Annotated in this window: 17 protein-coding genes; 3 read left to right on the forward strand and 14 right to left on the reverse strand. The window is 62.6% G+C overall.

What is annotated here, in order from left to right:
• The first annotated feature begins 299 nt into the window (after window positions 1-299).
• Both ACMUVN_RS10930 and ACMUVN_RS10935 read left to right on the forward strand, forming a co-directional pair.
• The gene (locus ACMUVN_RS10930) at window positions 300-1706 is read left to right on the forward strand and encodes an FAD/NAD(P)-binding protein (protein ID WP_183844766.1); all 1407 of its coding nucleotides are present in this window, start codon (window positions 300-302) and stop codon (window positions 1704-1706) included.
• A 69-nt stretch (window positions 1707-1775) separates the two neighbouring features.
• Window positions 1776-3704 carry a PAS domain-containing sensor histidine kinase gene (locus ACMUVN_RS10935; protein ID WP_047612633.1) on the forward strand — a complete coding sequence of 643 codons (1929 nt, stop codon included), beginning with the start codon at window positions 1776-1778 and terminating at the stop codon, window positions 3702-3704.
• On the opposite strand, the gene ACMUVN_RS10940 is transcribed toward ACMUVN_RS10935, so the two are convergent.
• From ACMUVN_RS10940 to cyoA, 5 genes are read right to left on the reverse strand one after another with little or no spacing between them, the layout of a single operon-like run.
• Window positions 3685-4467, reverse strand: a complete 783-nt coding sequence (locus tag ACMUVN_RS10940; RefSeq protein ID WP_183844767.1) for an SURF1 family protein — start codon at window positions 4465-4467, stop codon at window positions 3685-3687. The two genes, ACMUVN_RS10935 and ACMUVN_RS10940, sit on opposite strands and share 20 nt — an antisense overlap.
• The gene (gene cyoD / locus ACMUVN_RS10945) at window positions 4464-4865 is read right to left on the reverse strand and encodes a cytochrome o ubiquinol oxidase subunit IV (RefSeq protein WP_028756182.1); all 402 of its coding nucleotides are present in this window, start codon (window positions 4863-4865) and stop codon (window positions 4464-4466) included. Before cyoD ends, ACMUVN_RS10940 begins: the two co-directional genes overlap by 4 nt.
• On the reverse strand, window positions 4862-5482 hold the full coding sequence (gene cyoC / locus ACMUVN_RS10950) for a cytochrome o ubiquinol oxidase subunit III (RefSeq protein ID WP_028756183.1): 621 nt from the start codon (window positions 5480-5482) through the stop codon (window positions 4862-4864). Before cyoC ends, cyoD begins: the two co-directional genes overlap by 4 nt.
• Before the next feature lie 6 nt (window positions 5483-5488).
• The gene (gene cyoB, locus ACMUVN_RS10955; RefSeq protein ID WP_028758834.1) at window positions 5489-7492 is read right to left on the reverse strand and encodes a cytochrome o ubiquinol oxidase subunit I; all 2004 of its coding nucleotides are present in this window, start codon (window positions 7490-7492) and stop codon (window positions 5489-5491) included.
• A gap of 42 nt (window positions 7493-7534) precedes the next feature.
• Window positions 7535-8704, reverse strand: coding sequence for a ubiquinol oxidase subunit II (gene cyoA / locus ACMUVN_RS10960; protein WP_063475959.1), 1170 nt, complete (start codon window positions 8702-8704; stop codon window positions 7535-7537).
• A 379-nt stretch (window positions 8705-9083) separates the two neighbouring features.
• On the opposite strand from cyoA, the gene ACMUVN_RS10965 reads away from it, so the two are divergent.
• Window positions 9084-10415 carry an MFS transporter gene (locus tag ACMUVN_RS10965; RefSeq protein ID WP_047612644.1) on the forward strand — a complete coding sequence of 444 codons (1332 nt, stop codon included), beginning with the start codon at window positions 9084-9086 and terminating at the stop codon, window positions 10413-10415.
• 106 nt (window positions 10416-10521) lie between these two features.
• On the opposite strand, the gene ACMUVN_RS10970 is transcribed toward ACMUVN_RS10965, so the two are convergent.
• From ACMUVN_RS10970 to ACMUVN_RS11010, 9 genes are all read right to left on the reverse strand, one after another.
• Entirely contained in the window at window positions 10522-10989 is a 468-nt protein-coding gene (locus ACMUVN_RS10970) for a cyclic nucleotide-binding domain-containing protein (protein WP_003563501.1), read from the reverse strand.
• Window positions 10990-11089: 100 nt separating this feature from the next.
• A complete protein-coding gene (locus ACMUVN_RS10975; protein WP_047612651.1) occupies window positions 11090-13804 on the reverse strand; it encodes an ABC transporter ATP-binding protein in 2715 nt (904 codons plus the stop codon).
• A 182-nt stretch (window positions 13805-13986) separates the two neighbouring features.
• Window positions 13987-15132 (reverse strand): glycosyltransferase family protein, encoded by a 1146-nt coding sequence (locus tag ACMUVN_RS10980; RefSeq protein WP_047613441.1) that lies wholly within the window; start codon window positions 15130-15132, stop codon window positions 13987-13989.
• Entirely contained in the window at window positions 15129-16376 is a 1248-nt protein-coding gene (locus ACMUVN_RS10985) for a glycosyltransferase (RefSeq protein WP_047612654.1), read from the reverse strand. The genes ACMUVN_RS10980 and ACMUVN_RS10985 overlap by 4 nt, the downstream gene beginning before the upstream one ends.
• A 9-nt stretch (window positions 16377-16385) precedes the next feature.
• Window positions 16386-17594, reverse strand: a complete 1209-nt coding sequence (locus tag ACMUVN_RS10990; protein WP_028755863.1) for a glycosyltransferase family protein — start codon at window positions 17592-17594, stop codon at window positions 16386-16388.
• A gap of 96 nt (window positions 17595-17690) precedes the next feature.
• Window positions 17691-18863, reverse strand: a complete 1173-nt coding sequence (locus ACMUVN_RS10995; RefSeq protein WP_028755864.1) for an ABC transporter permease — start codon at window positions 18861-18863, stop codon at window positions 17691-17693.
• Entirely contained in the window at window positions 18863-19861 is a 999-nt protein-coding gene (locus ACMUVN_RS11000) for an ABC transporter permease (protein ID WP_028755865.1), read from the reverse strand. The genes ACMUVN_RS10995 and ACMUVN_RS11000 overlap by 1 nt, the downstream gene beginning before the upstream one ends.
• 3 nt (window positions 19862-19864) lie before the next feature.
• Entirely contained in the window at window positions 19865-21772 is a 1908-nt protein-coding gene (locus ACMUVN_RS11005; protein ID WP_028755866.1) for an ABC transporter substrate-binding protein, read from the reverse strand.
• Window positions 21772-23661 carry an ABC transporter ATP-binding protein gene (locus ACMUVN_RS11010; protein WP_047612666.1) on the reverse strand — a complete coding sequence of 630 codons (1890 nt, stop codon included), beginning with the start codon at window positions 23659-23661 and terminating at the stop codon, window positions 21772-21774. The genes ACMUVN_RS11005 and ACMUVN_RS11010 overlap by 1 nt, the downstream gene beginning before the upstream one ends.
• Window positions 23662-23736 lie beyond the last annotated feature (75 nt).

Raw genomic sequence — 23736 nt, forward strand, 5'->3', positions numbered from 1 at the left:
GCCGGACTTTATCCGAAATATCTGTAAATTATCTTTATATTTCAATGGATTGAAACGATGTGGCAATAAAGCTCTTGCCACATGCGCCATTTAGCGCTTTCATACACTACTAGTTTAATAGACTATGGACGAGCGTGATTGCTCCCCTAGTTTCCTTGCGGGGCCGCTGGTTCGGACCCCCGATGCGGGCGGCAGATGTTGCGAATGGCCGCATGAACCTCATCAACGCATGATCCGCTGTTTTATGCGTTGAAACCTCGATCGACCCATAGTGCGGATGAAGCCGCAAAGGAGTTGCGATGACGGTTCAGGGACTTTTTTCGGCGAGAGCCAATGCGGCGGCGCAGATCTCGGCCGTGCCGCGCATCGCCATCGTCGGGCGCGGCTTTTCGGGCATGATGACGGCGATCGCGCTGATGAAGACGGTGCGCGCGCCCTTCCATCTGCAGCTGTTTGATCCGAATTCGTCGGTCAGCGGCGGGCAGGCGCTGGCTTCAGCCCGCTCCTCGACGATCCTCAACACCCGCGTGCGCGATCTTTCGGTTTCGCTCGGCGATAATGACGATTTCAACGACTGGCTCTGCAGCAACGCCGCCTTCCGCGCCGCCGTGCCGGCGGCCATCCCCGGATTCCGGCAGATCTTCGTGCCGAAGGAAATTTTCAGCGATTATGTCTACCAGCGCTTTTCGGAGGCGCTGGCCGCCCGCAGGGACATCACCGTCCAGGTCTGCAACGATCCGGTCGTGGCGATCCGAAGGAGCCACGGCAACCGCTTCCTGCTCGAAAGCGCCAATCCCGCCAATCCGCTGTTCGATACCGTGATGCTTGCCACCGGCTACGGCCTGACTGCGCCGGATGCCGGCGAGCAGGAGGCTTCGCCGGTCAGAGCCCAGCGCCTGGTGGCGCGGCCGCATGCCGTGCTGCTCGGCAGCGGCATCCGCGTCGTCGACCAGCTGCTGCAACTGCGCGATTCCGGTTATGCCGGCCAGGTGACGATCATTTCCCGGCACGGCTTTCTGCCCCAGAGCCATACGCCGAATTCCGCCGATCCGGTCTTCCCGGCCGAAGCGCTGCCGCAGAGCCTGCCTGACATCGTGCGTTTCATCCGCCAGGCCTGTCGCGAGGCGGAGGAGGAGGGCCGGAGCTGGCAATCGGTGATGAACGGCCTCAGGAAACACGCCCGCTCGCTTTGGCGCTCGCTGCCGGCGCGGGACAAGCATCAGTTCAACCGGCACCTCAGGGCGATCTACGACAGCCATCGCAACCGCCTGCCGGAGGCCATGCACCTGCGGCTGAAACGCGAGCTCGCCGAGGGTCGCACGGTGCTGCGCCGCGGCCGCGCTGGTCGGCGGGGCCTGAGCGGCCTGTTCTTCACGCCGGCCGGTTCCGCTGCCGAGGAAGTCATCCATGCCGAGCGCATCATTGACTGCCGCTGTCACGCGCCGGATCTTTCCGCGCCGCTGATGCAAAGCCTGCTTTCGGCCGGCCTCGCCATGCCGGACGAGCTGTCGCTGGGGCTGGCGGTCAATGCGCGTGGCGAGCCCTTCCTCGAGGACGGTTCGACGGTCGCCGGGCTCTTTGCCGTCGGCCCGCTCGGCCTTGGCAGCCTGCCCGATATCGATCTCGTGCCGGAGATCGTCTCGCAGGCCTATGCGGCTGCCGAGCGCGTCGGTGAGCGGTTCTACCCGCAGGTCAAGGCCGTCTGAAATTCGAGGCTGTTTCGGAACCATCCGCCCGCCGCTGCGTTATAATGCGCTGGTGGTTAAGAGGGGCCGATGGAAGCGCTGAATCGACATGATACGTCTCTCAACGAGGAGGGACGCTTTCGCCTTCTGGTCGATGCCATCACCGACTACGCCATCTATATGCTGAGCCCTGAAGGCATCATCACCAGCTGGAATACCGGCGCTCAGCGCTTCAAGGGTTACAAGCCTTCCGAAATTCTCGGCGAGCATTTCTCCCGTTTCTATCTGGAAGAGGACCGCGCAGCGGGAGTTCCGGCGAGGGCTCTCGCCACGGCGGCGGAACACGGCCGGTTCGAGGGGGAAGGCTGGCGCCAGCGCAAGGATGGCAGCCGCTTCTGGGCGCATGTGATCATCGATCCGATCCGCCGTCCCTCAGGCGAGCTCATCGGCTTTGCCAAGATCACTCGTGATCTGACCGAACGCAGAGCAGCGGAACAGACAATCCGCCAGAGCGAGGAACAGTTTCGCCGGCTGATCCAGGGCGTCTCGGACTATGCGATCTACATGCTCGATCCCAACGGCAACGTCAGCAGCTGGAATTTCGGCGCTGAGCGTATCAAGGGCTATCGGCCTGATGAAATCATCGGCCGGCATTTCTCGACCTTCTACACCCCCGAGGATCGCGCCACCGGCGTGCCGGAGGCCGCTCTCGCCATTGCGCGCGCCGAGGGCCGGTTCGAGCGGGAAGGCTGGCGCATGCGCAAGGACGGCACCCGTTTTTGGGCGAGCGTCGTCATCGACGTCATCCGCGACGACGAAGGCGGCGTGCTCGGTTTCGCCAAGATCACCCGCGATATCACCGAGAAGATGGAGACTCAGCGGGCACTGGAGCAGGCGCGCGAAGAACTCTTCCAATCGCAGAAGATGGAAGCCATCGGTCAATTGACCGGCGGTATCGCCCATGACTTCAACAATCTGCTGATGGCTGTACTCGGCAGTCTCGAAATCCTCAAGAAGCGCATGCCGCAGGATCTCTCCCTGACGTCGTTGGTCGACAATGCCATGCAGGGTGCTCAGCGGGGTGCTGCCTTGACGCAGCGTATGCTGGCCTTTTCCCGCCGGCAGGAACTGCTGATGGAGCCGATCGACGTTTCCGGCCTGGTCCGCGGCATGATGGATATGCTGAGCCGTTCGCTCGGACCACTGACCGTGATCGAAACCTCTTTCCCGGTCAGGCTGCCGACGATCCTGACCGATCCGAACCAGCTCGAGATGGCGATCCTGAACCTCGTTGTCAACGCCCGCGATGCCATGCCGTCCGGGGGCCGGATCGTGCTTCGCGCGTCCGAGGAATCGGTGCCGGCGGGCAAGGGTCCGCTGCCGCCCGGCCGCTATGTCCGCATCGCGGTGATCGATGAAGGCGAGGGCATGGATGCAAAGACGATGGAGCAGGCAATTACTCCGTTCTTCACCACCAAGGGTGTCGGCAAGGGCACCGGCCTCGGCCTTTCCATGGTGCAGGGCCTTGCGTCCCAGTCCGGCGGCCGCCTCATGCTGAAGAGCAGCCTCGGCGAAGGCACGACGGCCGAAATATGGTTCCCGGTCGTCACTGTCGAGCGGGTGACCGAGGCCGCTGCCGGCCTGCCGCTACGCGAGGACAATGCGCCGCGCCGGCTGCGCATCGTTGCCGTCGATGACGATGGTCTGGTGCTGATGAACACGACGCTGATGCTGGAGGATCTTGGCCATACGGTGTTCGAGGCGATGGCGGGTTCCGAGGCGCTGGAGATCCTGCGCAAGCAGAAAGTCGACCTGGTAATTTCAGACCATGCCATGCCGCGCATGACTGGCGCACAGCTCGCACAGGCGATCCGCAAGGAATGGCCCGATATGCCGATCATCCTCGCAACCGGTTACGCCGAGATCCCCGAAGGGGCAGGCATCGTTGACCTGCCGCGCCTCGGCAAGCCGTTTTCGCAAGCGCAACTCGCCGAGGCGATCAGCCGGATCGCTTCATAGCGGCTTTCTCGCCGCGAAGAATGAACACCAGCAATGCCAACACCATCGCCGCCAGCCCGTACCAGGTGATCGCGTAGAGGAGATGGTTGTTGGGAAAAGCGATGATCGTGAGGCCGCCGACCGGCAGGCCGCCCGGATTGGCCGTGGCATCGGCGTCGATGAAATAGGGAGCGACTGCACTGATGCCGCGCTTTTCAGCGATCGCCGCGACATCGCGTGAATACCACCGGTCGGCTGCGACGTCGTTGGATTGCAGCAGCGATCCCTTCGGCTCGGTCATGCGCATCAGCCCGGTGATCTCGACCGGGCCGGACAGTTCGCCCTCGCGGCGCGAGGCCGGGTCGCGCCTGTCGGTCGGCACGAAACCGCGATTGACGAGGATCGATGTGCCGTCGGCAAGTGTGAGCGGCGCCATAACCCAATAACCTGGACCGAGTATCGTGGAGGCATAGACCAGCGTCTCCTTGTCGTTCGCCAGCATCCCCACCGCGGTCACCCGCCGATATTCGTCATCGGCGGCATTGACCTTGCTCCAGTCGGCGCGCGTCGGGGCAGGCACGGGTGCGGCATGCACACGCTGGTCGACGCGGGCGATGAGGTCGCGTTTCCAGGCGAGGCGCTCAACCTGCCAGGTGCCGAGTGTCGCGAGTGCTGCGGCAAGCAGGATCAGGCAGACGGCGAAGACCGCGCGTTTTACCTGATAACGCCGTTTTTCCGAGGGAGCCTGCGGGTGACGCTGCCGCCGCCCCTTCGTAGCAGTCACGGCATGTTCTTCATCATTTCGGGGCTCATCGGCATCATGTTGGTGTTGAGATGATGCATGACCCAGAGCGAGCCGGAGAGCGCGATGGCGACGATGATGAGGGTGAAGATCAGCGCCATGATCGTCCAGCCGCCCTCGCTCCTGGTGTTCATGTGCAGGAAGAAGACCATATGGACGACGATCTGGATCGCGCCGAGGCCCATCACCAGCACCGCCGTCACCGCCGGGCTTTCGAACACGCCTGCCATCACAAGCCAGAAGGGAATGGCGGTGAGGATGACGGAGAGCACGAAGCCCGCCATATAGCTGCGGAACGTGCCGTGGCCGGCCTGATGGCCGTGGCTGTGGCCGTGATGAGCCTCGTGGGCATCCTCATGTGCAGGTGCTTGCGAACTCATCCGAGAACTCCCAGCAGGTAGACGAAGGAAAAGACGCCGATCCAGACGACGTCGAGGAAGTGCCAGAACATCGAAAGGCACATCAGGCGGCGGCGGTTGGCCTCGATCAACCCGTGCATCGACACCTGCACCATCAGCGTGATCAGCCAGATGATGCCGAAGGTGACGTGCAGCCCGTGCGTGCCGACCAGCGTGAAGAAGGAGGAGAGGAAGGCGCTGCGCGTCGGCCCGGCTCCCTCATGGATCAGGTGGATGAACTCGTAGAGTTCGAGCCCGATGAAGGCTGCGCCGAACAGGCCGGTCACACCAAGCCAGAACAGCGTTTCCGCCTTGGCGTTTCGCTCCATCTGCAACATGGCGAAGCCATAGGTGATCGAGGAGAACAGCAGCATCGAGGTGTTGAGGGCAACGATCGGCAGATCGAACAGATCGGCCGGCGACGGGCCGGCGGCATAGTTGCGGCCAAGCACGCCGTGTGTTGCAAACAGCACCGCGAAGATCAGGCAGTCGCTCATCAGGTAGAGCCAGAAACCGAGATTGGTGCTGTTCTCCGGATGATGATCTTCCGTCAGGTAGAATTCAGGCTTTTCGGCCGTGTCGATGGTGTGATCGCTCATGGTCTCTTACACCTGCTCGGCAAGCAGCGCGGTGCGCTTGCCTTCCGTTTCGGTTACCTCTTCGGCGGGGATGTAGAAGTCGCGTCTGTAGTTGAAGGTATGGCCGATCGCCACAGCCAGCATGGCGACGGCGGAGACGACCACCAGCCACCACATGTACCAGATCAGGCCGAAGGCAAGCGCGACGCTGATGCCCGACAGGATTGCGCCGGTGCCGGTGTTCTTTGGCATGTGGATCGGCCGGAAGCCTTGCAGCGGACGCGCATAACCGCGGTTCTTCATGTCGTACCAGCCGTCATGATCGTGCACGACGGGCGTGAAGGCGAAGTTGTAATCCGGCGGCGGCGAGGAGGTCGACCATTCCAGCGTGCGGCCGTCCCACGGGTCGCCGCTGTCGTCGCGCAATTCCTCGCGCTTCATGAAGCTGACGACGATCTGGATCAGGAAGGCGGCGATGCCGAGTGCGACCAGGCCGACGCCGAAGGCGGCGATGATGAACCAGATCTGCAGCGACGGGTCCTCGAACTGGCTGACCCGGCGGGTGACGCCCATCAGGCCGAGCACGTAGAGCGGCATGAAGGCGAACCAGAAACCGATCTGCCAGAACCAGAAGCTCAGCTTGCCCCAGAAGGGATCGAGCTTGAAACCGAAGGCCTTCGGGAACCAGTAGTTCACGCCGGCGAACATGCCGAAGAGAACGCCGCCGATGATGACATTGTGGAAATGGGCGATCAGGAACAGTGAATTGTGCAGCACGAAATCGGCCGGCGGCACGGCAAGCATGACGCCGGTCATACCGCCGATGACGAAAGTGACCATGAAGCCGACCGTCCACAGCATCGGCACCTCATAGCGGATGCGGCCGCGATACATGGTGAAGAGCCAGTTGAACATCTTCGCCCCCGTCGGGATCGAAATGATCATCGTGGTGATGCCGAAGAAGGAGTTGACGCTGGCGCCCGAGCCCATCGTGAAGAAGTGGTGCAGCCAGACGATGTAGGACAGGATCATGATCACACAGGTGGCGTAGACCATGGAGGCGTAACCGAACAGGCGCTTGCCGGAGAAGGTGGCGACGACTTCCGAGAAGATGCCGAAGGCCGGCAGCACCAGGATGTAGACCTCCGGATGACCCCAGATCCAGATGAGGTTGATATACATCATCGGATTGCCGCCGAGGTCGTTGGTAAAGAAGTTCGTGCCGGCGTAGCGGTCGAGCGACAGCAGCGCGAGCGTCGCCGTCAGGATCGGGAAGGAGGCGACGATCAGCACGTTGGTGCAAAGCGCCGTCCAGGTGAAGACCGGCATCTTCATGAAGGTCATGCCCGGAGCCCGCATCTTGACGATGGTGGCGATCAGGTTGATGCCCGACAGCGTCGTTCCGACGCCGGCCACCTGCAGCCCCCAGATATAATAGTCGACGCCGACGCCCGGACTGTAGGCCGCCCCCGACAGCGGCGGGTAGGCGAGCCAGCCGGTCTGCGCGAACTCGCCGATGAACAGCGACAGCATGATGATGATCGCGCCGGCGGTGGTCATCCAGAAAGAGAAATTGTTGAGGAAGGGGAAGGAGACGTCGCGCGCGCCGATCTGCAGCGGCACCACGAAGTTCATCAAACCGGTGACGAAGGGCATCGCCACGAAGAAGATCATGATGACGCCGTGGGCGGTGAAGACCTGGTCGTAATGGTGCGGCGGAAGATAACCCTCCGAACCGTTGAAGGCGATCGCCTGCTGGATGCGCATCAGGATCGCGTCGGAGAAGCCGCGCAGCAGCATGATGACGGCCAGGATCACATACATGATGCCGATCTTCTTGTGATCGACGCTGCAGATCCAGTCGCGCCAGAGCGGACCCCAGAACTTGAAATAGGTGATAAGGCCGAGCACCGCGATGGCGCCGATGACGACGCCGATGAAGGTCACGACCAGGATCGGCTCGTGATAGGGGATGGCATCGAGGGTCAACCGGCCGAAGACGAACTTCAGGAGGTCAGGATTGGAAAACATGGAACAACCCGTTCATTATGTCTTGCGACGCAAAGCGCCAGGTTAATTGTTGTTGTTGAGCTGCGCCGGCGCCGGATCGGCGCCATTGCTCATGCCGGGCATGGAATGACCCTGATGCTGCATGTCCATCCCGGGCGTACTAGGCATGCCGGGCATGTCGTGCTGCATGCTGCTGCCGTCGGGACGCTCGGGCTCGCTTCGGGCCGGAGCCCCGGTTGCCGCCGGCGCCACGATGCCTTCGTCGGCATGACGATCGTCATAGCGCAGCTTCTCGCGGTTCTCCGCACTTTCCTTGCCGCCGCCGCCCATCATGTCGATGTGCATCATCTCGTTCATGCACATCTTGCCCGGCGCGGCGCACATGTTGAGGATGGCGTTGTAAAGGTCGGCATCGGCGCCGGCATAATAATGCACCGGTTCCTTCTCGCTCGGCTTTTCGAGCTTCAGATAGGCGTCGCGATTGAGCATCGTGCCCTGCTGCTTGACCTGCGCCACCCAGGCGTCAAATCCCTCTTTGGTCAGGCCATGGAACTTGAAGCGCATGTGGGAGAAGCCTGCGCCGCTGTAGTTGGCAGAGAAGCCGTCATACTCGCCTTCCCTGTTGATGACGGCGTGCAGCTTCGTCTCCATGCCCGGCATGGCGTAGATCTGGCCGGCAAGGGCAGGGATGTAGAAGGAGTTCATCACCGAGGAGGCGGTGATCTTGAAATTGATCGGCATGTCCACAGGAGCCGCGAGCTCGTTGACCGTGGCAATACCGAGTTCGGGATAGAAGAACAGCCACTTCCAGTCGAGCGCCACGACCTCGACGGTCAGCGGCTTGGTATCGGCGGGAATGGGGCGCTCGGCATCGAGGCGGTCGAGCGGGCGGTAGGGATCGAGCTTATGGGTGGAAATCCAGGTCACGGCGCCAAGCGCGATGATGATCGCCAGCGGTGCTGCCCAGATCACGATTTCGAGGCGGGTCGAATGGTGCCATTCCGGCGCGTAAGTTGCGGCCGTATTGGCGCGGCGGTAGCGCCAGGCGAAGAACAGCGTCAGGAAGATCACCGGGATGATGATCAACAGCATCAGCACCGTCGAGATGACAATGAGATCGCGCTGTTGCATGGCGATGTCGCCGGAAGGCGCCATGACCACCATGTTGCATCCTGCCAAGAAAAGCAGCGGCAAGACGGATAGAAGGCGGGAAAACTTCATGAGTTTTGGCACGTCTCTAAGCTCTTGTTGTTTCATTTGATCCGCGACTAAAGCACTGAACCCGATCGCGACATGAGGCGGAAGGTCGCAGTGCAGCAATCTTGCCGCACTGCGGTACAAATCAGGTCGCACTACAGCTTTGAAATCCTGATGAAATCAAGAAGGATTTTTCGCGAGCGCATGTTTCGACCAATATATCCGCTACAGCCGGCCATGCCAGCGTTCCAATGGGAAAATCGCGGTCCCGATCACGCTATTTTTCCCATCCAAGCCTCATTTTGAGCAGCCATGACGAACTATTTACGTGTTACGGACTTGATAAGCCTGCAGGTTTGATCAAGATCAGGCTGAGGCGCCTTGGCGAAAGCGCTTCAACGAGGGAGGCGTTTTCATGGCTACAACATCGCATTACGGACCGTCATCGTCGTCGCTGGAACGCGACGCGCGGCGCATTCACGACGACAAACCGGTTTCGCCGGGCAGCATCGCCGTCGGCGTGGTGATCGGCCGCATGTCGGAATTCTTCGATTTCTTCGTCTACGGCCTCGCCTCGGTGCTGGTTTTTCCACAGCTGATCTTCCCCTTCGCGCCGGACAGGCTGACGGGAACGCTCTATTCCTTCGCCATCTTCTCGCTCGCCTTCCTGGCCCGCCCCGTCGGCTCCGTCGTCTTCATGACGATCGACCGGCTATACGGCCGCGGCACCAAGCTGACGATCGCGCTTTTCCTGCTCGGCGGCTCCACCGCCTCGATCGCCTTCCTGCCGGGTTACCAGGAGATCGGCGTCTGGTCGATCGCGCTGCTGGCGCTCTTCCGTCTCGGCCAGGGCTTCGCGCTCGGCGGCGCCTGGGACGGCCTTGCCTCGCTGCTCGCGCTCAACGCGCCGGCCAAGCATCGCGGCTGGTATGCGATGATCCCGCAGCTCGGCGCACCGATCGGCTTTGCGCTGGCAAGCACCCTGTTCGGTTATTTCGTCGCCAATCTTTCCAGTGAGGATTTTCTCTCCTGGGGCTGGCGTTATCCCTTCTTCGTCGCCTTCGCGATCAACGTCGTGGCGCTGTTTGCGCGGTTGCGCCTCGTGATGACGAAGGAATTCGGCACGCTGCTCGAGCAGCATGAGCTGGAAGCAGCACCCATCCTCGACGTGCTGCGCGTTCATGGCCGCGACATCCTGATCGGCGCCTTCGTGCCGCTCGCAAGCTTCGCCATGTTCCACCTCGTCACCATCTTCCCGCTCGGCTGGATGAGCCTTTACGGCAACCAGCCGATCGGTGCCTTCATGGTGGTGCAGGTGGTCGGCGCCATGGTCGGCATCGTCACCATCATCGCGTCGGGCCTGATCGCCGACCGCATCGGGCGACGCGCCCAGCTTGCCATCTGCGCCGTCATCATCGCCATCTTCAGCTTCGTCGGGCCGATTTTGATCGCATCCGGCAACAGCGGCCACGACGCTTTCGTCATCATCGGCTTCGGCGTGCTCGGCCTGTCCTTCGGCCAGGCGACGGGCTCGATCTCGTCGCGCTTCGGCCGCGGCTACCGCTACACGGGTGCCGCCTTCACCTCGGATCTCGCCTGGCTGGTCGGCGCCGGTTTTGCGCCGCTGGTGGCGCTCAGCCTCTCCAGCCGCTTCGGCCTGACCTTCGTCGGCTACTACCTGCTGTCCGGCGCCATCTGCACGCTGGCGGCACTCGCCTTCAGCAGGGCGCTGGAACAGCGCGAATAGGCGGACTTAAATGCATGGGCTTGCATGGGAAACCATGCAGGCTTTCTTTTTCGGACTGCGCAATTCCAATTATTAAATGCATTGCAATCGAAACGCTGAATGCGTCTTACTGCGCCATCTGCGGCTGCTTTGCCGCCCGCGCCGCGGTCAGTTCCGCCGTGGTGTGGTTCAGGCGGTCGGCCAGCACCCGCATGATCTCAACCGCCATCTCGGGGAAATCGCTGAGCAGTTTCAGGAAGTGCTCCTTGCTGATGCGCAACACCTCGAGTGGCGAGGTGGCGCGCACCGTTGCCGTGCGCGAGACGTCGCAGAGGATGGCGATTTCGCCGACGATGGAATTGAGCTCGACGTCGGCGACCTTGATCTCGCCGGCCGGTGAGGAGACGATGATGTCGGCGGTACCCGAAAGAATGACATAAGCGGCGTCGCCGACATCGCCCTGATGGAAGAGGTTTTGCCCGGCTTTGTAGGTCATGCGATCGGAGGTGAAGGCCAAAAGCTTGAGCTTTGCTGGTGCGATCCTGGAAAAGATCGGCACCCGTCGCAGCATTTCGACTTCGTCTCTCAACAGCATGAGCGTTTTTACCCCCTAACGCAGGGTCCGCGGGACCAGGCGTCTTCAAACTCCGAGGCGTCCCGCCGGGAACGCCCATTATCGCCGCCCCTATAGAATATTACGATAACAGTTCCTTGAACATCCCGTTTTTCTCGGAAAGTTCGGGATAGTTTCCGGCTTCGGCCAATCCGCCGCGGTCGAAGAGCAGGATCCGGTCGAACATCTCCGCCAGCCGGGCATTGGAGAGCACCCAGATGATCGCCGGCCGTTGGCCTTCCTCGTGCAGATCCTCGATGATGTTACGGGTGATCCGATCCTGAACGCGCTGGTCGAGCGCCGAGAGCGGCCGGTTGAAGATGAAATAGTCCGAGCGCTTCAGGAGCGCGCGGGCAAGGTTCAGCTTCTGCCGCTGCACCATGGTCAGCCGCTTGCCGCCGGAGCCGACGTCGAATTCGAGGCCGATCGACAGCACGTCGTCGTAAAGGTCGAGCGCGTCGAAGAGTTCGCCCATGATGCCGCGGATGCGGTCGGAGGCATCGGCCTGCTGATAGGCGATGCGGCCGAAGAGCACATTGTCCATCAGGCTTGCCGACGGGGTGAAACGTTCGGCGTCGTAGCGCTCGATCAACTCGGCGAGATCGGCCGGTATATGCTCGTGGAACTGCTTGCGGGCGCTGACGATCTTGTCCATCAGCTCGTCCGTCAACAGGCCGAAGCGGTGGCGCGGCTCGATATAGGCAAAGCTCAGCCGGATGATGGCCGACCGTTCCTCAGGCGTTGCGTCCTCGAAGCGGCGGCTTTGCAGCTTCTGCAGCAGCGCCTGATAGGTCGGAATGTCGTCCGCCGTCATGAAGGTCAGTTGCTGGAAGAAGGGGTGGTCCGGCGGCAGGTCGTGGAAGAGTTCCACTGCGTTCTCGGCGATTTCGAGGCCCATGGCGTAGAGATCGGTGCTGAGGCCGGTCTCGCGGAACAACTGTTGGAAGTAAGGATGGGCGGCAAGCCGGCGATTGGTCATCAAAGGCCGCTTCATCGTGCCGAAGAGCAGGTTCTCGCCAACCGTCGCCTGAGCGTTATAGGCGTCGAAATCGAAAGGCACGACGATCGTGTCGAGCCCTTCGTCGCGCAGCCGGTCCCGCAGCGAGGCGCGTAGCGCCACGACGTGGTCGCTGACGGCGACATGCACGTCGGTGTTGACGGTCGAACGCAGCGCTAGATCGAGGATGTCCTGCGAGATCAGGACGGCGTCTAGCACCGGGCGGATCGCTTTCAGCAGGTCCTCGGGCCCGCTGGCCCCGGCTGCCTTGTAGTCCACCCAGTCGCTGTTGAGGTCGAGCGTCGGATTGCCGGCCTTCACCGCCTCGGCGGAATGCCATTTATACTCCAGCGCTTCCCTCTCGTCATAGACGGGATCGGTCATCGGCGCGTGCTTGAGGCCGTAGAGCAGATTGCTGGCGAGCGTGCCGTGGAAGAAGAAGGTGTCGGCCGAGGCATAGGAGATCCGCCGGCCGGTGATCGATTCCGGCAGGTCCAGCAAATCGCGGCCGTCGATGGTGATGCGGCCGGAATCCGGCCAGACCATGCGTCCGAGCGCCTCGGCGAAGGCTTCCGCGCCACTGCCGTTCGGGCCGACGATCGCCACCGTTTCGTTCGGTTTGATCTCGACGGAGACGTGATCGACGAGGCGGGCGCCGCTGTCGTCGGAGAGCGACAGATTGGTGACGACGAGCGCGCTCGTCAGTGCCCCGACCGGGGTGGTCGCGAGTTCCTGGATGCGGCTGTCGATCAGCGGCTCGACATTGAACTGCTCATAGACCTGCTGGTATTTCACCTGCACGTCCTGGCGCATCTGGTCCCAGTCGATCAGTTCTTTCAGCGGGCCGGGCAGGTCCTTGTAGGCCGATATGACGGCGACGAGCTGGCCGATGTCGAGCCGGCCCTGCAGCGCCAGGTAGCCACCGATCGCGTAGAACAGGAAGGGCGTCACCTGGGCGAGGAAGTTGTTGATGAACTTCACCAGGAACTTCCACTGGTAAAGGTCGTAGCGGATCGAGAAGATCCGGCCGAGCCGCGAGGCGATGTCGGCGCGTTCGAGGTTTGATGTGTCGTTGCCGTGGATCGTGCCGATGCCCTCGACGATTTCGCCGACGCGGCCGGAAAGCTCGCGTGCCGTCAGCTGCCGCTGGCGGCCGAGCTCCAGCAGACGCTTGCGCATGCGGGGAATGACGACGGCCTGCACGCCGACGATGCCGGCGGCGATCATGCCGAGCCAGAAATTCTGGACGATGATGAAGGCGAGCGCCGTGATCGCCTGGCCGCCGAGAAGGGCAGGCGAGACGAAGGCATCGCCGGTGAAGCCGCCCATCGGCTCCACTTCATCCTTGATCATCGTAGCGATTTCGGCCGATTTGACTCGCTTGAAGTGAATGGGCGGAAAACGCAGCACCCGGTCGATCAGCTCGAAGCGGATACGGCGCAGCATGCGCTCGCCGAGCCGGCCCTTATAGGTGTTGATGTAGAACTTGAAGAGGCCGTTCAGCACGACCAGCGCCAGAAACACCAGGCTGAGGGCCATCAGCATCTGGAAGCGGTTGAGCTGCAACCCTTGAAAGAATTCGACATGGCCGATCAGCGGAATGTCGTAGGCAATGTGCATGAAGGTCTGCTTTGCCCCGGGACCTTCGAAACCGTCACCCTGGATCGGTCCGTTGACGATCTGCTTCGGCAGGTCGAAGGACAGGAAGTAGGGCACCATCGAGGCGGCGACGACAGCCAGAATCCACAGCTGCTGCAGCCGCGTGTTCTTCCAGATGTAGCGGGCGAGGCTTTTTTCCATGGCTAACCGTCAGCTTGCTGGGACATTCCGGGGGCGCGATCCGGGCGCCGGGACAGGGAGGAAGCTTGAGAACAGGACCATGCAGCCGGACCGCCGATATCGCAATGAAAACAAGGCGAAGCGACCGGCTGCAGAAACGCCGATTCTCGCCGGAACTTTGCTTATATCACAGGAATTTTGGATTAGGCGAGCGATTCGGCAATCAGTGAGCGAATGATGCCGGCCGTCTTCTCCGCCCCGGCGAGATCGAGCAATACCGACCGCCGTCGCGGCGCTGCAAGCGCCTTTTCGACAGCCTCCTTCAGATGGCCCGACGTCAGTCCCTTTTCCGGCAGGATATCGGCAAGATCAAGCGCCTGCAGCCGTTCGGCGCGCACCGTCTGTTCGGTCTCGCCGTCGGCGACGAAGGGGATGAGGATCGCCCGGCATTGGGTGCGCAGGAGATCGCCGACCGTGTTGTAGCCCGCTTGCGAGATCGACACCTTCGCGCCGCGCAGCAGCGAGGGAAAATCCCTGCGGAAGCGCACCAGCGTCACATTCGCGGGCGCGTCCCGCGACAGCGCGGCGAAATCGGCCTCCGGCAGGTTCGGGCCTGATATCAGCAGCCAGCGAAGATCATCGGGCAGCATCGCTGCCGCCTGTTTTGCCGCGCCGATCAGTTCGGCGCCGACCGCGCCGCCGCCCGCCGATGCGATGATGTCGAAGGTCTCGATCGGTTCCGGCGCCGGCGGAGGTGCGACGAGGCCGGTGTAACGCAGCCTGTCGGCGATCTCGGGTGTCAGCGGGAAGGTGTCCTCAAGCCTGACGAAGCCGGGATCGCCATGGACGAGCACGGCATCGAAATGCTCTTTGACCAGTGCGACGGTCTCGGCGTCGCGGCCGGCCTTGCGGTTTTCCTGCAGGATGTCGCGCACCGAGCTTACAAGTTTCGGCCGGGGTTCGGCCTTTTCGATCGCGGCAAGCAGCGGCAGCAGTTCGAAGCGCATCTGCCGCCGGCCGAAGGGGAAGGCTTCGATGATCACGACATCGGGCCTTGCGGCATGAAAGGCCTCGAGCAGCCGCTCGCGGCGGGCATTGAGGAACTCCTCGCCGGCCGGCCGGCCATCGGCATCGGCGAGGCCGGAGAAGCCAGCATTGCTGGCGACGACCGCCGGCAAGGCGACGGTCTTGATGCCCTCGGCGGGAAAACCCGGCACCGGCAGGCCGCCGGTCACGACGGTCACGTCGAAGCCGTCCTTGACCAGCGCATTGGCGATACGGCTGGCGCGGGCGATGTGGCCGATGCCGAGCAGGTGCTGGACGTAGAAGAAGATGCGTGGTGCCGTCATGAGGCCTTCTGCCATTCGGCCTCGAACAGGCCGGTGAGCTGTCTGATGCTGCAGTGATAGTCGAAATGCTGACGCACCTGGCGTTCGGCCGCATCGCCGAGCCGCTTGCGCAGCGCCGGGTCGCGGATCGCCGCTTCCAGCGCTTCGGCGAGCTTCGCCGGATCCTCGGGCGGCACGACGAGGCCGTTTTCACCGTCCTTCAAAAGCTCCGGCACGCCGGATACGTCGGTCGAGAGGCAGACGAGCCGCTGGCTCGAGGCTTCCACAAGCACGTTCGGCAGGCCGTCGCGGTCGCCGTTGGCGGCGATGCGGCAGGCCAGCGCGAAGAGGTCGGCGCGGCGGTAATGGTCGAGCACCTCTTCCTGCGCCAAGGCGCCTTTCCAGACGATGCGACCGGAGATGCCGAGTTCGGTGGCCAGGACTTTCAGTTTTGCGAGCTCCTCGCCGCCGCCGATATGGTCCATGCGCCAGTGCAGGTCAGCGGGCAGCAGGGCCAGGGCCTGCAGCAGTACGTCATAACCCTTCTTCTCGACGGCGCGGCCGACGCTGAGGATGAAGGCCGGATCGTCGGGATCGCTGCCGGTGCGGTCCGACCGTTCGCCGGCAAAATGGCCGAAGCGGGCAAGATCGAGACCGTGATAACTCAGATGCACCGCATCCTTTCGGTCGGTCAATTCCCGCATGTGTTCGTAGCCCGTCCTGGTGCAGGTGACCGCCCAGCGGGCGCTGCCGAGTTTTTCGTGCAGTTCCCAGTCCGGCGACGTCCAGATGTCCTTGGCGTGCGCCGAACAGGTCCAGGGCGTACCCGTCAGGATGCTCGCATATTCCGTCACCGAGGCCGGCGTGTGGATGAAATGCGCATGCAGCCATTCGCCGCCATCCGGCCATTCGCGTCCCAGCACCAGCGCCTGGCCGAGACGGCGGAAGCGGTTGCGGGAGATGTCGCGCTTGAGATCGGCGAGGAAGCGTTTGATCAGCGCCTTGAAGCCGGGTTTGGAGAAGCCGGCGATCAGGCCCTTCAGCACGCGGATCGGCTCCTCGTGCAGATATTCCGGCAGATAGACGACGCGCGCCCTGATCTCGTCATGCACGGGATGACGCTTCCTGTCGGTCGGCCGGCGCATGGAAATCAGCGTGAGGTCGAAGCCGGCCTTTTCGAGGCCGAGCAACTCCTGGGCGATGAAGGTTTCCGAAAGGCGGGGATAGCCTTTCAGTACGACGAGGATCTTGCGGCGTGGTGGCAAGGCTGTGCCCTATTCCGCGCCGACGAGGGAAAGATGGCTGCCGCGGCCGTCGATCCAGCGGGCGACGGTCTGCGAGATGTGGTCCAGCCCTTCGAGACGCATATTGCCGCCGCTCTTCGAAGGCGGCTGGCGGGAGGGCAGGCGCTTCAGCGCCTCGGCCATGATGATCGGGTCGACCGACTGGTCCGGCAGCAGCATGTCGACGAGGCCGAGTTCACTGGCGCGCTTGGCGCGCAGGAGCTGTTCCTCGCGCGGCTTGACGCGCGGCACGATGAGCGCTGGCTTGTCGAAGGAGAGGATCTCGCAATAGGTGTTGTACCCGCCCATGGCGACGACACCGGTGGCGCCGTCGATCAGCTCTTCCATGTGATTGTCGAACTCGATCACCTCGATATAGGGGATGGCTTCCCCCTTCTGCACCAGCTTGGCGCGCTCGGCCGCCGGCATATAGGGCCCGAGCACGACGAGCGCCTTCTGCGTCAGCGTCGGATCGGCCTCGTAGGCGTTCATGACGTCGTGGACGAGATCGGAGCCGTCGCCGCCGCCGCCTGTGGTGACGAGGAGGTAATTATCCTTGCGGGCATTGATCGAGGTCTTGCCCTTGGAGACGCTGCGCTGCAGGAAGCCGACGAAATCCATCTTCCGGCGCAGGCTCGCCGGCACGTCGAGGCCGATCAGCGGATCGTAAAAGTCAGGCGGGCCATAGACCCAGACGCTGTCGTAATATTGGTCGATCTTCTGCATGATGCTGTTCTTCTTCCACTCGGCCTCGAGCAGATGCGGCGCATCCATGATCTCGCGCAGGCCGAGCACCAGGACGGTGCCGCGGGCCTTGAGATAGGCGAGCGTATCCTCGACCTCGCCCTTCAGCCCCATCGGCTCCTTGTCGACGATGAAGATATCGGGCTGGAAAGTCTCGGCGGTGTGGCGGATGCTCGATTCGCGCATCTTCAGCGTCTCGTGCAGGTCGATATGGCTGGCGAGCGACGTATATTCGCCGTTGCGCAGCTTGATGACGCTCGGGATCTTCACGAAGTCGACGCGGGCGCGGTAGTCGAAGGCGCCGGCGATCGTGGCACCCGAAATGATCAGAATGTTGAGCCCGCGATAATCCTCGACCAGAGCATGGGCAATGGCGCGACAGCGGCGCAGATGGCCGAGACCGAATGTGTCGTGGCTGTACATGAGGATGCGCGCATCTTCGAGACGTCTGGACATGGGCATCCCTTCTGGGGTGAGCAACATACTTAGCACCCCCACCGTCCGGAGGCCGCAAGGCGGGGGCGGCGCCGTGAGGCGCCGCCGAGCTTTCTGCTATTTGTAGGGATCTGCCGCATCACGCAAGCCGTCTCCCAGAAAGTTGAACGCCAAAATGACAAGAACAACAGGAATGATCGGATAGAGCAGCCAAGGATAAAAGGCGATGACGCTGACGCTTTTTGCTTCGGTGAGCAAAATGCCCCAGCTGGTGATCGGCGGACGAAGGCCGAGGCCGAGGAAGGAGAGCGCGGTTTCGCCGAGGATCATGCCGGGGATCGAAATTGTCGCCGAGGCGATGAGATGCGACATGAAACCCGGCACCAGATGCCGGCCGATGATGCGCGGCGTGCTGGCGCCCATCAGCTGTGCGGCCTGCACGTAATCCTCTTCGCGCAGCGCCAGCAGTTTGGAGCGCACGGCGCGCGCTAGCCCGGTCCAGTCGATGATGCCGAGGATCACCGTGATGCCGAAATAGATGACGATCGGGCTCCACGTCACCGGCATGATGGCGGCTAGCGCCATCCACAGCGGCAGGCTTGGCAGCGACTGCAGCACTTCGATCAGGCGCTGGACGATGAGATCGAAAACGCCGCCCCTATAACCGGCAAGCCCGCCGATGACGATGCCGAGCACGAAGCTGATCGAAATGCCGATCAGGCCGATCGTCAGCGATATCCGCGCTCCGTAGAGGATGCGCGAGAGCACATCGCGGCCGAGCCGGTCGGTGCCGAGCAGGAACATCTGGCCACCGATCGCCGGGCAGACGAGGTGATAGTCGGAGGCGACGACGCCCCAGAACTTGTAGCCATCGCCGCGGCAGAAGAAACGGATCGGCTGCACGTCGTTCGGCCTGTCGGCATAGACGCGATGCAGCGTGTCGATATCGAGCGTCATGCTGCGGCCATAGACGAAGGGCCCGACGAAGCTGCCCTTGTCGAAGAAGTGGATGGTCTGCGGCGGCGCATGGATGAAATCGACGTTGCGCGTGTGCAGGCCGTAGGGCGCCAGGAACTCGACGATCAGGATCATCAGGTAGATGACGGCGAGAAAGATGCCGGAAATCAAGGCCAGCCTGTGCTGCTTGAACTTCCACCACATCAGCTTTTTCTGCGAGGCGAGATGGATGCGCGATTGCGCCGCCGTCATAGTTTCGGTCGCGTGCGGATCGAAGGGCGCGGTCGAGACGTAGTGCGGCAGCGGTGCGCCGGGTGCGGGAAGGGGCGACATTATTTGGTGCTCCTGCCTTGCAGACGGATGCGGGGATCGAGGAAGCCGAGCGCGATGTCGGAGATCAGCACGCCGATGACGTTGAGGAAGGCCAGGAACATCAGGAAGGAGCCGGCGAGATACATGTCCTGGCTCTGCAGCGCCTTGATGAGCATCGGCCCGGTCGTCTCCAGCGACAGCACGATGGCGACGATTTCGGCGCCGGAGATGATCGACGGCAGGATCGAGCCGATATCGGCGACGAAAAAGTTGAGCGCCATGCGCAGCGGATATTTGACCAGCGCTTTGAGCGGCGGCAGGCCCTTGGCGCGGGCGGTGACGACATACTGCTTCTGCATCTCGTCAAGCAGGTTGGCGCGCAGCCGCCGGATCATGCCGGCCGTTCCCGCCGTGCCGACGATGATGACCGGGATCCAGAGGTGAGAGAGGATCGATCGTGCCTTCTCCCAGCTCATCGGCGCCGAGATATATTGCTGGTCCATCAGATGGCCGATCGAGACGCCGAACCAGATATTGGCGAAATACATCAGGATCAGCGCCAGCATGAAATTCGGAATGGCGATGCCCATCAGGCCGAGGAAGGTCAGCCCGTAATCGCCCCAGCTGTACTGATGCGTGGCCGAATAGATGCCGATCGGAAAGGCGATCAGCCAGGTGAGCAGGATCGTCGTGAAGGAGACGAGGATCGTCAGCCAGAGCCGCTCGCCGACCACGTCGGAGACCGGCAGCTGGTATTCGAAGGAGTAGCCGAAATCGCCGTGCAGCATGCCGCCGACCCAGTAGAAATAGCGCACGATTTCCGGCTTGTCGAAACCGTATTGCTGGCGCATCTCCTCGATTTCCTGGAGATTGGCGGTCTCGCCGGAAGCGCGCAGCTCGGCGATCTGGCTCTCGAAGAAGTCGCCGGGCGGCAGCTCGATGATGGTGAAAACCAGCGCCGAAATGACGAAGAGCGTCGGCACCATGGCGGCGATGCGCCAGAGAATGTATCTGAGCACGCCTCAGGCCTCCTTGTACCAGAATGCATCCGGCATGTAGACGCCGAGATAGGAGGTGGGATCGAAGCCGTAGAGCGCTCTCGCCGGCAGGTTCTGCAGCTTGGCGGCACGAAGGATCGGCTGCGGCGTGCTGTTGATGAGGCCGATCGAGAACACCTGCTGCGTATAGAGCGACAGCATCTTGTGCCAGATCACCTGACGCTCCTCGAATTTCGGCGCCGCCCCCCATTGGCTGAGCAGGTCGACCAGTTCGGCTGCCTCCGGCAGGTCGGGTGCGACGCCCTCCTGGCCGGCCGAGAGGTAATGCATGCCCCAGAGCGGCCATTGCAGCTGATCGTCGAGCGTCGGCGCAAGTCCCGCGGGCGACATGTCGGCCGTCGGCACGCCATTGTCGAGGCCGTACCAGATCGACATCATGATCGAGCCGCTCATGGCGCGGTTACGGAAGACGTCGCGCTGCGAGGTGCGGGTATAGAGCGCCAGGCCGATATTGGCCCAGTGGTCGTGCACCAGTTCCAGCACGTCGGTGTCGAGATTGCTTTCGCCGGCGGTCTCGACGGTGATCTCGGCGCGCCGCCCGTCCGGCAGCAGCCGGATGCCGTCGTCGCCACGCTTGCTCAGGCCGAGTTCGTCGAGCAGGCGGTTGGCCTCGTCGGCATCGAATTTCACATAGGCATCGGCATATTCCTGCTTGAAGAGCGGGCTGTCGGGCAGGACGGTATCGGCGCTCGGGGTACCGAGACCGTAGAAGGCGACCATGTTGATCTCGTGCCGGTTGATCGCCAGCGACAGCGCCCGGCGCAGGCGCACGTCACGGAAGAGACCGCGCCACACCTCGTCGGCGCAGTTGAGGTTCGGCAACAGCGTGATGCGCGAGCCGCGCGCCAGCTTCCACAGATCGACCTTCACCGGGAAGCGCTTCTCGGCCTCCTTCAGGAAGGTGTAGTCGTTGAAATCGATGCCGGTCGCCTGCAGGTCGGCTTCGCCGGCTCCGGCCTTGGCGGCGATGATCGACGAGGAGGAGACGTTGAGGATGAAACGGTCGAGATAGGGAAGCTGCCTGCCGGTCTCGTCGACGCGGTGGAAGAACGGGTTGCGCTCGAAGACGAACTGCTCGGCCGGCAGCGCCGTCGTATTGCGCCAGGGATCGAGCGTCGGCAGGTTCGGATTTTCCGGACGGTAGGAGCGCGCCATCTTGATGTGCAGATCCTGCCATTTCTTGACGCGATAGGTCTTCATCAGCTCGTCCAGCTTCGCCTGGTCCGGCTGGAATTTCTTGTGGAATTGCTTGAGATAATGACCGGGGCCGCAGATGACGAGCGGCAGCGGCCCTGCCAGCGTCGGCAGGAACATCGGGTTGGGTTTTTCCCAGGTGTAGCGCACGGTCAGCGGATCGAGCACCTCGAAGCGCGGCAGGCTGCCGTGCGGGCGAAGCTCCAGAGCGCCGCCGCCCGGGGTCAGCTTGTCGTTCAGGATGACGTCTTCCCACCAGTAGCGGAAATCGTCGGCCGTGAACGGCTGGCCGTCGGACCATTTATGGCCTTCGCGCAGCGTGAAGGTGAAGACTGTGTCCTCCTCGGACTGGAAGGCGGCGAGGATGTCCGGCTGGAACTGCAGGTGCTTGTCGTAGCCGACGAGGCGGGCATAGCCGTAGATCGTCATGAAGCGGATGTCGCGCTGGCTGCCGATGATGGTGCGCACCGTGCCGCCGTAGCTGCCGGGTTGAAGCCCCATCTCCTTCAGATTGACGATGCGCGGGCGGGCAGGAATGCGCTCTGCCATCGGCGGCAGGCTGCCGGCTGCGAGCCGCTCCTTCAGGAATTCCGGCTCGCCGGCCTGTTCGGCCCGAAGCACCGCGGGCGCGATCGCCGCACCGACGAGGCCGCCGAGAAACGTGCGACGCGTTACCATCAGCGCAACTCCTTGGCATCGGCGCCCTTGCGGGCGCGCACCAGATGGCCGTCGCCGAGATCGGCATAGGCAAGTTCGGAAGCGTCGTCATGCTCGGCGGTGAAGGTCTTGCCCCAGTTCTGCTTGTCGGCGGCGCCGTTTTCCCGGAGCGCCTTGAAATCGAGCGGCCGGTCGAGATCGGGGAAGGGGACGGCGGCGAGCAGCGATTTCGTATAGGGGTGCACCGGATCGCGCAGGATGATCTCGCGCGGCGCGATCTCGACGATGCGACCCTTGCACATCACCGCAATGCGGTCGGCCATGTAATCGACGACGGCGAGATTGTGCGAGATGAAGAGATAGGTCAGCCCCAGCTCCTTCTGCAAATCCTTCAACAGGTTGAGGATCTGCGCTTGCACGGAGACGTCGAGGGCCGAGACCGGCTCGTCGAGGATGACGAGCTTCGGGCCGAGCGCGAGAGCGCGCGCGATACCGATGCGCTGGCGCTGGCCGCCCGAGAAACTGTGCGGATAACGGCTGAGATAACGCTTGTCGAGGCCGATGGCCGCCATCAGCCCTTCGACCTTGCGCTTGCGCTCGGCGCTGTCGCCGCGGTCGTGGATCTCGAGGGGTTCGCTCAAGATGTTGCGCACCGTCATGCGCGGCGAGAGCGAGGAGACCGGATCCTGGAACACCATCTGGATCTTGGTGCGCATGTCCTGCAGTTCGGCGCCCTTGACGGAGAGGACGTCGACGACCTCCTTGCCGTCGTTGAACACCACCGCGCCGCCGTCCGGCGTGATGGCGCGCATCAGGATCTTGCTAAGCGTCGTCTTGCCGCAGCCGGATTCCCCGACGAGGCCCAGACATTCGCCGCGGCGAATGTCGAAGCTGACGTCGTCGACGGCGCGCAAGACGGTGGCTTCGTGCTTGCCGAAGAAACTGCGCTTGCGTGTCTTGTAGGTTTTCGAGAGGTTGGCGACGGAAAGCAGGATGCCCGGCGCCTCTGCCTGGAGCGGCTTCTTCTTGCCGACGAGGGCTTCGAGATTGACCGTCACATCGCGCAGCGCTTTCAGCCGCTCGCCGGGTTTCATATCGAAATGCGGAACGGCGGCCATCAGGCCCTTGAGATAGGGATGCTGCGGATTGCGGAAGATATCCTCGACCGGCCCGGCCTCCATGATCTCGCCATGATAGATGACGACCACCTCGTCGGCCATGTTGGCGACGATGCCGAGATCATGGGTGATGAGCAGCATCGCCATGCCGAGCTTGGCCTGCAGCTCGCGCAGCAATTCGAGGATCTGCGCCTGGATCGTCACGTCGAGCGCCGTCGTCGGCTCGTCGGCGATCAAGAGCGCCGGCTTGCAGATCAGCGCCATGGCGATCATCGCGCGCTGGCGCATGCCGCCGGACAGTTCGAACGGATACATGTCGTAGGTGCGATGCGGATTGGTAAAACCGACCAGGCCGAGCATCTCCTCGGTCTTCTCGCGCGCTTCCTGCTTGTCGACCTCGGTATGGATCAGCAGCACCTCGCTGATCTGGTTGCCGATCGTATGCAGCGGCGAGAGCGAGGTCATCGGCTCCTGGAAGATCGTCGCCATGCGCCGGCCGCGCAGATCGCGCATTTCCTCGCTGTCGCGTGGAAAGGAAAGGATATCGGTCGTGCTGCCGTCGAGCGGATCGGTGAACAGGATACGGCCGGAGGCCTTCGCCGGATTGGGCAGGATGCCCATGATCGACTGGCTGATCACCGATTTACCGGAGCCGGATTCACCGACGAGAGCGGTGACCTTGCCCGGAAGGATGCGAAGATTGGCTTCCTTTACGACACGGAGTCGGTCGCCGAAAACCGAGAAGGAGACGTCGAGATTTTCAATACGCAACAAATCGGCCGCAGACGCCATACCAATGAAATTCCCCAGTCTTCTGTGTTCCCGTTAAGGCACACTATCGTACCGCAAACGGGGTGTCTAGCAGAT

This window comes from Rhizobium sp. IY2 (assembly GCF_047532935.1).
GTDB classification, from domain to species: Bacteria; Pseudomonadota; Alphaproteobacteria; order Rhizobiales; family Rhizobiaceae; genus Rhizobium; species Rhizobium anhuiense.